The sequence below is a fragment of the Bacillus sp. 05T21 genome (assembly GCF_056396785.1).
The window spans coordinates 74671-89520 of the sequence record NZ_JBFTMD010000001.1; the positions used below are offsets into that span (position 1 = coordinate 74671).

At 36.9% G+C, this 14850-nt stretch carries 12 protein-coding genes and 2 pseudogenes; all 14 read right to left on the reverse strand.

Going from position 1 to position 14850, the window contains the following annotated elements:
* Window positions 1-3: 3 nt before the first annotated feature.
* Window positions 4-1569, reverse strand: coding sequence for a ribonuclease Y (gene rny, locus AC1DKZ_RS00355; RefSeq protein WP_002014600.1), 1566 nt, complete (start codon window positions 1567-1569; stop codon window positions 4-6).
* Between the two features lie 483 nt (window positions 1570-2052).
* Window positions 2053-2475 (reverse strand): annotated as a pseudogene (locus AC1DKZ_RS00360) (recombinase RecA family protein); the annotation flags it as partial.
* A gap of 328 nt (window positions 2476-2803) precedes the next feature.
* Window positions 2804-3412 (reverse strand): annotated as a pseudogene (gene recA, locus AC1DKZ_RS00365) (recombinase RecA); the annotation flags it as partial.
* A gap of 142 nt (window positions 3413-3554) precedes the next feature.
* Entirely contained in the window at window positions 3555-4793 is a 1239-nt protein-coding gene (locus tag AC1DKZ_RS00370; protein ID WP_404457394.1) for a competence/damage-inducible protein A, read from the reverse strand.
* 20 nt (window positions 4794-4813) lie between these two features.
* Window positions 4814-5392, reverse strand: coding sequence for a CDP-diacylglycerol--glycerol-3-phosphate 3-phosphatidyltransferase (gene pgsA / locus AC1DKZ_RS00375; RefSeq protein ID WP_002014596.1), 579 nt, complete (start codon window positions 5390-5392; stop codon window positions 4814-4816).
* Window positions 5393-5455: 63 nt separating this feature from the next.
* Window positions 5456-6367 carry a helix-turn-helix domain-containing protein gene (locus tag AC1DKZ_RS00380; protein WP_002088056.1) on the reverse strand — a complete coding sequence of 304 codons (912 nt, stop codon included), beginning with the start codon at window positions 6365-6367 and terminating at the stop codon, window positions 5456-5458.
* 21 nt (window positions 6368-6388) lie between these two features.
* Window positions 6389-7174, reverse strand: a complete 786-nt coding sequence (locus tag AC1DKZ_RS00385) for a DUF3388 domain-containing protein (RefSeq protein WP_000574107.1) — start codon at window positions 7172-7174, stop codon at window positions 6389-6391.
* A 139-nt stretch (window positions 7175-7313) separates the two neighbouring features.
* Window positions 7314-7562, reverse strand: a complete 249-nt coding sequence (locus AC1DKZ_RS00390) for a DUF3243 domain-containing protein (protein ID WP_000114449.1) — start codon at window positions 7560-7562, stop codon at window positions 7314-7316.
* Window positions 7563-7638: 76 nt separating this feature from the next.
* Window positions 7639-8352, reverse strand: a complete 714-nt coding sequence (gene ymfI, locus AC1DKZ_RS00395) for an elongation factor P 5-aminopentanone reductase (RefSeq protein ID WP_113936842.1) — start codon at window positions 8350-8352, stop codon at window positions 7639-7641.
* A gap of 117 nt (window positions 8353-8469) precedes the next feature.
* Complete coding sequence (gene yfmH, locus AC1DKZ_RS00400) at window positions 8470-9756, reverse strand: EF-P 5-aminopentanol modification-associated protein YfmH (protein ID WP_002014592.1); 1287 nt, start codon at window positions 9754-9756, stop codon at window positions 8470-8472.
* Entirely contained in the window at window positions 9757-11031 is a 1275-nt protein-coding gene (gene yfmF, locus AC1DKZ_RS00405) for an EF-P 5-aminopentanol modification-associated protein YfmF (RefSeq protein ID WP_002066759.1), read from the reverse strand.
* 210 nt (window positions 11032-11241) lie between these two features.
* The gene (locus AC1DKZ_RS00410; protein ID WP_002066758.1) at window positions 11242-12201 is read right to left on the reverse strand and encodes an ABC transporter permease; all 960 of its coding nucleotides are present in this window, start codon (window positions 12199-12201) and stop codon (window positions 11242-11244) included.
* Window positions 12202-13260, reverse strand: a complete 1059-nt coding sequence (locus AC1DKZ_RS00415) for an ABC transporter permease (protein ID WP_002088061.1) — start codon at window positions 13258-13260, stop codon at window positions 12202-12204.
* Window positions 13253-14785: an ABC transporter ATP-binding protein gene (locus AC1DKZ_RS00420; protein WP_002066755.1), complete on the reverse strand. Its 1533-nt coding sequence runs from the start codon at window positions 14783-14785 to the stop codon at window positions 13253-13255. The genes AC1DKZ_RS00415 and AC1DKZ_RS00420 overlap by 8 nt, the downstream gene beginning before the upstream one ends.
* Window positions 14786-14850: the final 65 nt, after the last annotated feature.

A 14850-nucleotide genomic window follows, 5' to 3' on the forward strand; every position in this document is an offset into this window, starting at 1 on the left:
ACTTTATTTTGCGTATTCCACTGCACGTGTTTCACGAATAACAGTTACTTTAATATGTCCTGGATAATCCAGTTCATTTTCAATACGTTTTCGAATATCACGAGCTAAACGATGAGCTTCTAAATCATCAATTGTATCTGGTTTTACCAGAATACGAACTTCACGTCCTGCTTGAATTGCGAAAGATTTTTCTACGCCTTCATAAGACTCTGAAATTTCTTCTAACTTTTCAAGACGACGAATGTAATTCTCAAGCGTTTCACTACGAGCTCCCGGTCTTGCAGCTGATAAAGCATCTGCTGCAGCAACTAGAACTGCAATGATAGAAGTTGGTTCTGTGTCACCATGGTGAGATGCGATACTGTTTATTACAACAGGATGCTCTTTATATTTCGTTGCGAGTTCAACACCAATTTCAACGTGACTACCTTCTACTTCATGATCGATTGCTTTTCCGATATCATGTAATAGACCAGCACGTCTTGCTAGTTTTTCATCCTCACCAAGCTCCGCTGCCATAAGTCCAGTTAAATATGCAACTTCCATAGAGTGTTTTAAGACGTTTTGTCCGTAACTTGTACGGTATTTTAAACGACCTAAAATTTTAATTAAATCTGGATGTAAGCCATGAACACCCACTTCAAACGTTGTTTGCTCTCCGACTTCACGAATATACTCGTCCACTTCACGTCTTGATTTTTCGACCATCTCTTCAATACGCGCTGGGTGAATACGTCCGTCCTGTACTAGTTTATCAAGAGCGATACGAGCTGTTTCACGACGAATCGGGTCAAATCCAGATAGAATTACCGCTTCTGGTGTATCATCGATAATAAGGTCAATACCTGTTAACGTTTCTAACGTACGAATGTTACGACCTTCACGTCCGATAATACGTCCCTTCATTTCGTCATTTGGAAGATTTACAACCGAAACGGTTGTTTCAGCAACATGATCAGCTGCACATCTTTGCATTGCAAGAGATAAAATCTCTTTTGCCTTCTTATCCGCTTCTTCTTTCGCGCGAACTTCACTTTCTTTTACCATAACGGCAATTTCATGAGAAACTTCACTTTCCACTTTACCAAGAATAATTGCTTTCGCTTGTTCGCGGGTCAGATTGGAAATGCGCTCTAATTCTGTTTGTTGCTTTTGAACTAACTCTCCCACTTTGCTTTCCAACTCTTCAATCTGTTGTTGTTTCGCTACAAGAGATTCCTCTTTCTTTTCTAACTGTCGCTCGCGGTTATCGAGCGTTTCGTCTTTACGATCAAGGTTCTCTTCTTTTTGCATTAAACGATTTTCTTGTTTTTGTAATTCGCTTCTACGGTCACGAATTTCTAATTCAGCTTCTGTACGAAGTGTATGAATTTCATCCTTTGCTTCTAAAAGCGCTTCTTTCTTAAGTGCTTCAGCATCACGATTCGCTTCGTCTAGAATACGTTTTGCTTCATTAGCTGCACCATTAATCTTCGCTTCAGCAATAGACTTTCGAACAAAAAAGCCAACAACTGCACCGACTGTTGCAAGCAAAATGGAGATGAGTATCCAAACTGTACTACTACTCATGATTTCACCTCCCCTTGCTATGAATGAAAAAAGACTGTCGGCATGTACATTGAATTACAACGTACAGCAAAGACCGTCGTCCCGCTTTTTTAAGGGACTTTCTTCATTTCACAATTAAAATGTCATATTATTATTTCGGCAAGATTTAAGTCTTACTCCGAATATTACTTCTCTTCTTGAGAAGAGTATATCGTATATAAGAAAAAATATACATTCTCATTGTATCTATCGCAATTTTCATTGTCAAGCGTTGTCTACTTTTACTTTCTTTACCTTCAGCCCTGAATCTTATATGGATTAAAAAAACAGACGGCATATTATCCTGGAAAACCTTAGAAAATCCCAATTCATTCACTTAAAATATATGAATATTCCCCTTTACACATAGCCTTTTGGATAGAATAAATATTTTATCTCCAGCTATATACAACGCTTTCATAGTAGATTAAAAAATAAAAGACACGGGACCGTGTCTTTTATTTTTTAATCTTGACGAGTTGAATCTTCCGTGTCTTCAACACCAGAGTTTTCACCAATTCCGTGATGTTCACGAACAAAGAAGGCAATTTCTTCTCTTAAATCCGTATTCTCTTTTAAGAATTGCTTCGAATTTTCACGACCTTGTCCTAAGCGTTCTTCATTATAAGAGTACCAAGCACCGCTCTTTTGAACGATATCAAGTTCAGAAGCCATATCTAAGATTTCACCTTCTCTTGAAATACCTTCTCCGTACATAATATCAACTTCAGCAACACGGAATGGCGGTGCTACTTTATTTTTAACTACTTTTACTTTCGTTTTATTACCAACAATATCGTTACCTTGCTTTAACTGCTCAGCACGACGTACTTCAAGACGGACAGTTGAATAGAATTTCAACGCACGACCACCTGGAGTTGTTTCTGGCACTATCTATAGATTTTCCATCTCTATAGTCCGGACTATCTCTTCATCTCTTTGCAGAGAGCCTTGCACTTCCAGCAGTAGCCTATCATCTGCCGTACCCTACTCAGTTAACTAAAAGTCCTTTTCGGTAGTCTCTACACCTTCCCCATATAACTATGGAACTTGGCACGGTATTACCCTAATAAAATGGTGGGCTTCACCGTTAGCAACTATATGAATAGTTACACCCTTAGGCAATAAGGTTCACAAGGTTTTTTAACATGCTATCACTAGCAAGGGAAACCCAGAGTAAACTCCTTAATCTTTTCGATTAAGCAACTTGTGGTTGATTTCCGAACATAACCCCAACTTTTTCACGAATTTGGTTGATAAAGATTGCGATTGTTTTTGATTTGTTGATTGCACCTGAAAGTTTACGAAGTGCTTGTGACATTAAACGCGCTTGTAAACCAACGTGAGAGTCACCCATGTCCCCTTCGATCTCAGCTTTCGGTACAAGAGCTGCCACAGAGTCAATTACGATAATATCAACCGCTCCACTTCGTACAAGTGCTTCTGCGATTTCTAGTCCTTGCTCTCCTGTATCAGGCTGTGATAATAGTAATTCATCTATGTTAACACCTAATTTTTGTGCATATACAGGATCCATTGCATGCTCCGCATCAATGAACGCTGCTTGTCCACCTTGACGCTGTACTTCCGCGATTGCGTGTAATGAAACTGTTGTTTTACCTGAACTTTCAGGTCCATAAATTTCAATAACACGGCCACGTGGGTATCCGCCTACCCCTAGTGCCACATCAAGTGCTAAAGAACCACTTGAAATTGTAGAAATTCTACGCTCCGCTTGTTCTCCTAATTTCATAATTGAACCTTTACCGAATTGCTTCTCTATTTGTTTTAACGCCATATCTAATGCCGCTTGACGATCGCTCATTCAAAATTCCTCCTTAACTAAATTGCTAATCTTATTATACCTATTTTCAATTCAATTTGCCAACAAAAATCGAACATTTATTCGTTTTTTTATTTTTTATCGAATAAAACTAGGTTTTCCAACAAAAAAAACTAGAAGAAATTTATATCTCTTCTAGCTTTTTAAATAAATGATAAAATCCATATTTTGTAGAGCGTTCTCTAATTTGTTGACGACTTCCACTTAAATTAAGTGAGAAGACTACAGCTGGTTCATCTTTAATCACCAATCCAATAAATACTGTTCCTGGTTCTTTATGCTCTGAAGCATCCGGTCCTGCTACCCCAGTGAAACTAATTCCGATATCTGCTTTTAATAATCCCTTAACATTTTCAGCAAGATAACGAGCACATTCTTTACTAACTGCACCATCAGTACGCAACACTTCTTCAGGCACATGTAAAACATGTTGCTTCACATCATTTTGATAACAAATGACACCGCCTTTAAATACAGACGAAACACCAGCATTTTCTGTTACTTGATTTCCAAAAAGACCACCTGTTAAACTTTCTGCACATGCTAAAGTTAACCCTTTTTCCTTCAATAGCCTTATTGCCTTGTAATGAAGGAAATCTTGGTCATATCCGTAGAAAAACTCTCCTACTCTTTCTAAAATCAAATCTTCCACATGCTGAATCAGTTTCTCCGCCTCATCAGCATTTTGATGTTTGGCAGTTAAACGTAATGTCACTTCTCCATCATTTGCGAGTGGTGCAATGGTTGGGTTCGTTTGACCATCAATTAAATCTTGAACTTTCACCTCTAATTGAGATTCACCAATACCAAAAAAACGAAGAACACGAGAATAAATATTTTCCCCCGTTGTAAACTTACATAAAAAAGGCTCTACGTAACTTATATACATCGGCTTCATTTCTTTTGGTGGTCCTGGTAATAAAATATAAACTTTTCCGTTCTTATTTAACCCCATACCAGGCGCCATACCGTGATCATTTGCAAATACAGTCGATCCATTTAAAACGAGTGCCTGCTTTTTATTATTCTCCGTAAATTCACGGCCTGTACGCTTAAAATAATCGCTTATCGATGTTAATGCCTTTTCATCATACACAAGCTCTTCATCTAAACTAGACGCTATTGTCTCTTTCGTTAAATCATCTTTTGTCGGTCCTAATCCACCTGTGAAAATGAGCATATCAGCTCGTTCTTCAGCCAATTCAATTGCCTTCTGTAATCGCTTGTTATTATCCCCAACAACAGTATGGTAGTACACGTTAATTCCGATTGAAGCTAACTTTTCAGATAAAAACTGGGCATTTGTATTTGCAATTTGTCCAAGTAATAATTCCGTTCCAACCGCAATAATTTCAGCATTCATCCCAATTCCCCCATAAACTTCTATTTTGAGTTTACAAAAGCATCTTTATTTTTCCAGAAATAATCCCATCCTGAAATAACGGTAAAGAATAATGCAATCCATATGAAAATATCTGCAACTGGAATATGAAGTAAATTTAACGGTACATCATGTAATAAGTATGCTGCAATCGCAATAATTTGTGTCCATGTCTTAATTTTCCCTAGCTGATTTGCTGCAACTACTTCCCCTGTCCCAGCAAGTACAAGGCGTAAACCTGTTACTGCAAACTCACGGCTTATAATTACAATAACGATCCAAGCAGGTACATATTGCATTTCTACCAATGTGATAAGTGCTGCCGAAACAAGTAATTTATCTGCTAACGGGTCAAGGAATTTCCCTAAATTCGTTACAAGATTATACTTTCTTGCATAATGTCCATCAATCCAATCTGTAGCCGAAGCAATAATAAAGATAAGTGCCCCTACTAAATGTTGAATTGGTAACTCTACATCACCAATTATAAATGAGCCCCACTCAAAGGGCGCTAACATAATTACCATAAAAATTGGAATTAAGAAGATTCTAGATATTGTAATTTTATTTGGTAAATTCACAGCTATTCCTCCATCATGTCAAAAACATTTGTTCATTGAAAAAAGTCATCGAAGCGATGACTGTTATTGCGCAGCTTGCCCTATCCCTTGGTTTTTTATCACCAATCTTTGGTGAAGTTCTTTTGCTGGATCCAATGGGAAAGCAACCACTTGACCATTCAGTTTAACTTCAACATTCGTTGCATTTCCAATATTAAGTCGCACTTCTTTTACTGTTGATAAATCACGTTTTTCTATTTGGCCACCTTGTACTGTAGTGTTTAGAATTTCGTTCCCAGCATCATCTTTAACATCTACATAACTCGCACCTTTACCCGATATTTCCAGTTCTAATGTTTTATTATTATGAATTTCCAAAGTAGATACCTTACCAGTTGTTCCAACTACTTTTATCTCTTGCTGTCCAGTTGGTTGTGCTGGTTGTTCCTCTTTCTTTGGCTCTTCTTTTTTTGGTTCTTCTTTCTTTGGTTCTTCCGCTTTCGCTTCATCTTTCTTTGTATCTAGCGGAGAATTTTTTGCTTTTTGAACCTCAATTTTCTCACTTTGAGCATTTGGAACTTGCCTATCATCTTTTCCAGTTAACGCTTGAATAACAAACCAGACTACCACTCCAAATGCGATTACTAACAACGCAATCAAAATTTTGGGCATATGATCCGCAATTGGCCATGATGAAGATTTTTGCATTGTTTCTTGTGTTTTTTGTCCAGTTGATACTTGTGGAACTTCACGTTTTTCAGACTGTGGTATCGTACTCTGATATTCTACAAGCAGTTCCTCTCCATTTAATCCAACAGCATCTGCATATTGTTTAATGAATGCACGCGCATAAAAAGCTCCTGGCAACACATCATAATTGCCTTCTTCAATCGCTACTAAATGGCGTTTTTGAATTTTTGTAATCTCATGCAGCTGATCAATAGATAAGCCTTTCGCTTCTCTTGCTTCTGTCAGCTTTTGTCCTAATTCCGTCACTACTAACACCTCAATATTTCTTTAAAAGTCGAACATAGAGAAATTGTTTTGCGTACCTTGCTCAATTTCATCTACTAAATTATATTGAATTTCTTCATCATAATCGTTACGCAATTCGATAATATAATCAAAATCATCCAATGTGTATTCTGACTGACTCACAAACACATCCGGATGTTCCACAACTTTCGTTGCAGGCAATCTCATGATTTCACGAACGAGCTGCCAGTGTCTTTCATTTGCACGCTTTGTCGACACAATTCCATCTAGTATGAAAATATTATCGTCGCTATACTCATCTTCAATCAATTGGCTACGAACAGTTTGCTTAATGAGAGTAGATGATACGAATAACCATCTCTTATTTGCACAAACACTTGCGGCAACAATAGATTCTGTTTTTCCGACACGAGGCATTCCTCGTATCCCAATTAATTTATGACCTTCTTTTTTCATTATCTCCGCCATAAAGTCTACAAGCAATCCTAATTCATCACGCACAAATCGAAATGTTTTCTTATCATCTGCATCTCGTTGTATGTACCTACCATGTCTAACTGCTAGCTTATCTCTAAGCTTTGGCGGACGATATTTCGTTACCGTTATATTATCCATCGTATTTAAAATTGATTCAAGTCTAGAGATTTGTTCTTGATTATCACACATAAGCAAAAGTCCACGTCGTGCATTATCTACACCATTAATTGTGACAATATTGATGCCAAGCATACCGATTAACGAAGAAACGTCACCAAGTAAGCCAGGTCGGTTTTTATGTATTTCATATTCAAAATACCATTCAATCATCCAAGATCACTCCCCTACGCTTACTTTACACCTACGTACTATATTATATGATTTCATCTTAATAGGGAAGCTAAATGTATAATCTATTCCTCCTAATTACTATACAAAAAAAGTAGAGAGGAGCTTCTCCTCTCTACTTTTACTTATGTTGTACAAACTTCACCATTAAATTTGCAATTGTATGTTGCTCTTGTTCATCAGCAACTTTCCAAAGCTCAGACAATAATTTTTCTTGATCGTTGCGCGCTTCTACTTCATTTGCTAAATAATCACCAACACGAAATGCCATATCTGATACGGCACCACCATCAAGCCCTTTTCCCCCCGCTTGTTCTAAACGTTCTCCTAAAAAGCTCTTCCACTGATCAAAATTATCTAACACTGACATGTTTAAGCACCTCACTATTTTAGTAATAGAATCATGCTTAATTTGTACAATTTCTTGTTTTTTATGTAAGAATTTTTTAGCAATGCCAACCGCCATTCACTCCGATAATTTGCCCCGTAATATAAGAAGCTCCTGGCGAAACGAGGAAGGAGACTGTTTTTGCTACCTCTTCGGGTAGTCCTATTCTACCTAATGGAATATCTTCAGCAATTTCATTTTTATCATCTTCTGAAAATACATTTAACATTTCTGTTTCGATTGCACCTGGCGCTACCGCATTAACGCGCAATCCACTTAGAGAAACTTCTTTCGCTAAAGCCTTCACATATGAATTTTGTGCACCTTTCACCATTGAGTACAGCACCTCACAAGACGCTCCTATTTGCCCCCAAATGGATGAAATAACAACAACATTACCCCTTCTCCGCCCGATCATCGGTGGAAGCGCCATCGATAAAAGTCTATATACACTCTTCACTTGAAGCTCCACCATATAATCTAATTCTTCATTCGTAACATCTGTTACTAATCCAAATATACTCTTTCCAGCTGCGTATACAATAACATCAATAGGATGTTCGATTTGTCCCCACAATTTCTCTGCTCCATCGATAGAAGCTAAATTTGCTTGCACAGGAATCACTGCATCAAACTCCTTTTGTAACCCCCTTATCTTCTCTTCGCTTTTATTGTAATGAATATAGACTGTATAACCATCCTCGATTAACTGCTTCGAAATAGCAGAGCCAATCCCTCCGCTTCCTCCAGTTACTAATGCATACTTTTTCATAAATTCCCTCTCTTATCTTTTTATGTATAAATAAATAATACCCTCATCTTACCATTTGGCAATAACCAAACGTTAGATGAGGGATATAGATACTGCGTTTTTTATTCACATATTACTTCATTTTTTTGGTAACACTTGGCAGACACTCATTTTCTCTTCAATTAATAATGTTTTTGCTGCTTGTTGTAAGTCTTGAACAGTTAATCCTTCTAACACTGTAAGAGCATCAAATAAACTAGATTCATTAAACGCATATCGTGTAAACTGATTTGCAATATATTCAGGTGAATTCAACGATCGTAAAAATCCACCAATTTTCTTTTTCTTCACCCGTTCCAGCGCAGTCTCATCTAACTGATCATAATTCGTTTGTAGTAAAATACCTTTTAATCGCTCTGCCAATTCATCAGGGTGCTTCGTATCTCCACCAACCATTGCAAAACCGAAGTTATTTTCTTCTGTATAGTCATACGAGAACGAATCATCAATAAGACCTTCATTATATAAAGATTCGTAATGAACTGACCCTTTTCCAAATAAATAATCTAAAAGTAATGTAAGTGCAATTTCTTGTTTTAACAGAGCTTGCCCTTTTTCTTTTAAATTCGTTGCCTTAATACCAACTAAACATTTTGGAGTTTGAACAGGCATTGAAATAATCTTTTTCTTTTCATTTACTTCTTCTGGTTCCTCTTCAAAAGAGCGAACGATTTCTGGTTGATTTTCGTAATCTTTTTTCGCTTGATTTTCACGAACTAAATCCATTGTTTTTTCAGGATCAATCGCTCCAACAACAAATAATAACATGTTGCTCGGATGGTAAAAAGTCTCATAACATTCATACAGTAGGTCTTTTGTAATTTTACTAATAGACTCAATCGTCCCTGCAATATCAATTTTAATTGGATGTTTCACAAACAAACTATCGATTAACCCAAAGTATAAACGCCAGTCTGGGTTATCTTGGTACATTTGAATTTCTTGACCGATAATACCTTTTTCTTTTTCAACCGTTTTTTCAGAGAAATACGGTTCTTGTACAAAGTCTAACAACGTATTTAAATTTCTCTCTACATTTGATGTACAGGAAAAGAGATAAGCGGTTCTTGTAAAAGATGTAAAAGCGTTCGCTGAAGCACCTTGTTTACTAAACAATTGAAACGCGTCATGGTCCTCTTTTTCAAACAATTTATGCTCAAGGAAATGAGCAATTCCATCTGGTACACGAGTCATGTCTTCTTTTCCAAGCGGTACAAATGTATTATCAACAGAACCGTACTTCGTCGTAAATGTTGCAAATGTTTTGTTGAAGCCTTGTTTCGGTAAGATATATACGTCTAATCCATTCGGAAGTTTTTCATAATATAGCGTCTCTTTTAATTGCTCATACACAATTTTCTCCATTTATTCTCCCTCCGTTCCATGTAAAAAGTAAATTGTATCTAGTTCAATATTATTAGCAACTTTCACAATCTCTTCTTTCGTCACGCTTTCTATGCCCGTTAGCCATTCTTCAACTGGACGCGTACGCTCTGAAATCACCCCGTGATAAAGCATTTCAACAAAACCACGTGGTGTATCAATTGCCTCTAAGATTTGATTTTGAATTACACTTTTCGTTTGCTTAATCTCTTCCTCTGAAAAATCACCGTTTTGCATTGCTTTCATTTGTTCTTTAATAATTTCAACAGCTTTTTCAAAGTTCTTCGCTTCAATTCCAGACATAACGAAGAGCAAACCTTTATGACTTTCAAATCTCGATGCTGCATAGTACGCTAAACTATTTTTTTCACGGACATTTACGAATAACTTCGAATGAGAAAACCCTCCAAATAATCCGTTAAACAATTGTAATGCAAAATAATCTTCATCTTTATACGTAATGAATGTGCGATAGCCGATATTTAATTTACTTTGCTTTAGTTCTTGTTTTTCAACAATTTCTTTTTCTTCATTATTTCGTTTATGAAGAAGTACATTTCTCTCTTTCATAGCGCGAGGTGAAATCGAAAAATACTTATTTACAAGCTCCACAGCATCTTCTGAAATGTCACCAATGATATATAAATCCATTTCATCTTCAGCTAACACTTTTTGATAATATTGATACAAACTTTCATTTGTAATAGAAGCAACACTTTCTTTTTTTCCATTTGCACTTAAGCGATATGGTTCTACTTTGCACATTTCTGCAATTAAACGCTCGTTTGCATAACGCATTTTATCATCATAAGTAGCTTCAATTCGTTGCAAGAGTGCTCGTTTCTCACTTTCTACAATAGAAGATAGAAAACCGTCCCCTTCTGTTGCTGGATGTAAAACAATATCAGATAACATAGAAAGCGCTTTTTCAAATAACGGTGGTGCATCGCGTAAATATGTTTCATTTGCAATGTCTACATAAATAGAGATGATATGGTCTTCCCCTTTTTTACTTACATCTACCGCTAAAGAAGATCCATATAATTCTTCTAAATATTGACGAAGACGAATTACAGAAGGCAGTTTTTCTGTCGCACTTTGCAATACGTACGGCAATAGGGCACGCTCTGTCACCGTCTCCTCATTTAAAGGTGCTTTAAAACGAAATACAAAGGTATTTGTTTTAAATTTATCAGTCGGAATAATATGTACTCGCAAGCCACCTAATTCATGCAGTTGCTGTTCCATTAGTTTCATTAATAGCCCTCCTTTACGTATGTAGGAATATTCCTCTTCAATATACAGTTTTTAGAAATAAAAAATCAACTTTTCTTCCTTATTATGCTTACATTTGAGTCTTTCTAAAAACTTTAATATGTAAGGAACATAGTAAAATTCCGTATTAAATATATTCTATGTAAAAAAGCCCGCACTAATGTGCGAGCTTTTTTTATACTTTCTAAATACTCATCGTTTTCCTTTTTCATAAGGCGTTCCTAATGCTTTCGGAGCTTCAGATCGGCCTACAAAACCAACGAGTGCTAATATTGTAAATACATACGGTAATATCGTTAAGAATACACTTGGAATTTCTTTTAATATAGGAATTGTACCACCTGTTATCCCAAGTGATTGAGCAAATCCGAAGAACAGCGCTGCTCCAAGAGCACCAAGTGGATTCCATTTACCAAAGATCATAGCTGCTAGTGCCAAGAAACCTTGTCCAGTAATTGTAGCACCTGAGAAGTTACCAGAAATCGACATTGCGAAGACCGCACCACCCACTCCTGCAAACATTCCAGATATACAAACTGCAATATAACGCATTTTATATACATTAATTCCCATCGTATCTGCTGCCATTGGATGTTCACCAACAGCACGAAGACGAAGACCGAACGGTGTTTTATAAATAATGTACCAAACAACAAATGCTAAAATAATGGCAATATACGATGTTAACGGTACATTTGAGAAAAAGATTTTCCCGATTACCGGAATATCCGAAAGTCCTGGAACATCGATTTTTTCAATTCGGTATTGAATAAAATCAGTCTGTCCTTTACCAAAGATTTTCTTAATCGCAAATACTGTTAAACCGAGCGCCAAAAAGTTAATCGCTACTCCGCTTACTACTTGATCCGCGCGGAATGTAATGGACGCTACTGCGTGAAGAAGTGCAAATAATCCACTACCAATAGCTGCAAATAATAGTGCAATCCAAGGAGTCATTGCTCCCCACGTATCACCCATTAATAACGTTGTAACGATACCAGTAAATGCACCAAATAACATTAAACCTTCTAAGGCTATATTTACAACCCCAGAACGTTCACTGAACACTCCACCTAACGCCGTAAAAATAAGTGGCGCTGCCGTATATAACGTACCAGTCACAAGAATGGCTAAAATATCTATAAAGCTCATTTATTTCCCCTCCTTGCTCATGCGTGTAAGTGCCCAGCGTAAAACATAACTGCAAGCAACAAAGAAAATAATACATGCGATAATAACATTAATTAACTCAGAAGGTACATCTGCTTCAAAATTCATTTGCGGGGCTGCACTTTTCAAACCACCGAACAGTAAAGCCGATAATAATATACCAAACGGATTATTTCCTCCAAGAAGAGCTACCGCAATCCCATCGAATCCAATACCAGTAAACGATGTCATTGCCGTCATACTTTGGAATGTTCCTAGACCTTCCATTGCCCCACCAATTCCAGCAAAAGCGCCAGCAATTGTCATTGATAATACAACATTACGAGAGACTTTCATCCCTGCATATTGCGATGCATTTTGGTTAAAACCAACCGATTTTAACTCATATCCTAACGTAGTTCTATCTAATACGAACCACATTACAATAGCAATTAAAATAGCTACAACAATTCCCCAGTGCAAACGAGATCCATCTGTCAATGAAGATAGCCAATCAGAAGCTAATGAAGCACTCGCTTGTACATCATAAGATTTCTCATTACCTTCATGTATAAAACGTTTAATAAGATCATACGTAACATAAAGTGCAATGTAGTTCATCATAATTGTGACAATTACTTCATTTACTTTAAGCTTTCCTTTTAAATATCCAGGTATAAATCCCCATAAACCACCGGCAATCGCGGCTACTAAAATAGATAACGGAATATGCAAAAATGCTGGTAACGATACTGCATATCCAAACCAGACAGCGGCAAGCCATCCAACTAATAATTGTCCTTCTACCCCAATGTTAAAGAGACCTGTACGAAACGCAAATGCAACAGACAGACCAGCTAACACGAGTGGAATCATCGTACGTAGCGTCTCACCGATAGCCTGCGGATTTCCAACCATTCCTTCCCAAAGCGCTGCATACCCAACAATTGGATCATATCCACTAACTAACATTACAATGGCACCAACAAGTAAACCAAAAATAACGGATAATACAGGAACTAAAATGTTAATTGTTCGCTCCGTTAAAAATTTTTTAGCCATTTGTATTCACCTTCTCTTTCTCCGTTCCGCCAGCCATCAACAAACCAAGCTGTTGTTCATTTGTTTCTTTCGCATCGACAATTGCTACAATTTTCCCTTCATATATAACAGCAACTCGATCACTTACATTTAAAATTTCATCCAGTTCTAACGATAGAAGTAATACCGCTTTCCCGTTATCTCTCTGCTCGATTAATTTTTTATGAATAAATTCAATTGCACCTACATCTAAACCACGTGTTGGTTGTGCTGCAATTAATAAATCTGGATTACGATCTACTTCACGTGCAATGATAGCTTTCTGCTGATTTCCACCTGATAGAGCACGCGCTAATGTTTGTTCACTAGGTGTACGTACATCAAACTGTTCAATAAGCGCCTTTGCTTTCTCTGTGATTTTGCTAAAGTTTAAAATCCCCTTCTTTGAAAATGGATTTTTATAGTATGTTTGCAAAACTATATTGTCTTTAACAGAAAAATCAAGAACTAGCCCGTGTTTATGACGGTCTTCTGGAATATGACCTATTCCTTCCTCTGTAATTCTTCGAACAGGCCAATTCGTTATTTCTTTTCCTTTAATTGCAATAGAACCTGACTCAACTTTTCGTAAACCAGTAATCGCCTCTATTAATTCACTTTGACCATTTCCATCAATCCCTGCAATACCAACGATTTCTCCTGCACGAACAGTTAAGTCAAGGCCTTTTACAGCAGGTAATTGGCGTGCATCATGAACGACAAGATTCGCAACAGACAGAACCTCCTCTTTCGGTTTTGCCCCTATTTTTTCTGTTTTAAAATTCACTTGACGTCCGACCATTAATTCTGCAAGTTTATGTTCATCCATTTCCGCAACGTCAACTGTACCAATTCCTTTACCTTTACGAATAATTGTGCAACGATCGCAAACTTCCATAATTTCTTTTAATTTATGTGTAATAAGAATGATAGATTTCCCTTCTTGCACAAGCTTTTTCATAATTTGAATCAACTCATGAATTTCTTGAGGAGTTAACACTGCAGTCGGTTCATCGAATATTAAAATCTCCGCACCACGATAAAGCGTCTTTAATATTTCAACCCTTTGCTGCATCCCAACCGAAATATCTTCAATCTTTGCATTTGGATCAACAGCTAAACCGTACTGTTCAGATAATTGTTTAATTTCTTTTGCAGCCTCTTCAACAGCTATTTTCCCTTTTCTCTTCGGCTCATTTCCAAGAATGATATTCTCTGTAACTGTAAAATTATGAACAAGCATAAAGTGCTGATGGACCATCCCAATTCCAAGGTCATTTGCAATATTCGGATTTGTAATTTTTACAGGGTTTCCTTTAATTTTAATTTCGCCCTGTTCTGGTTGATACAAACCGAACAGTACATTCATCAACGTTGATTTCCCTGCACCATTTTCTCCAAGTAAAGCGTGTATCTCTCCCTGTTTTACTTGCAGCGTAATATCATCATTCGCTACAATGCCTGGGAATACTTTTGTAATATTGTTCATCTCAATTACGTATTCCATTTTGTTCCTCCTTCTAGCAGGGAACACTCCCTAATTACACTCTATTAAAAGTATTTTTATATATG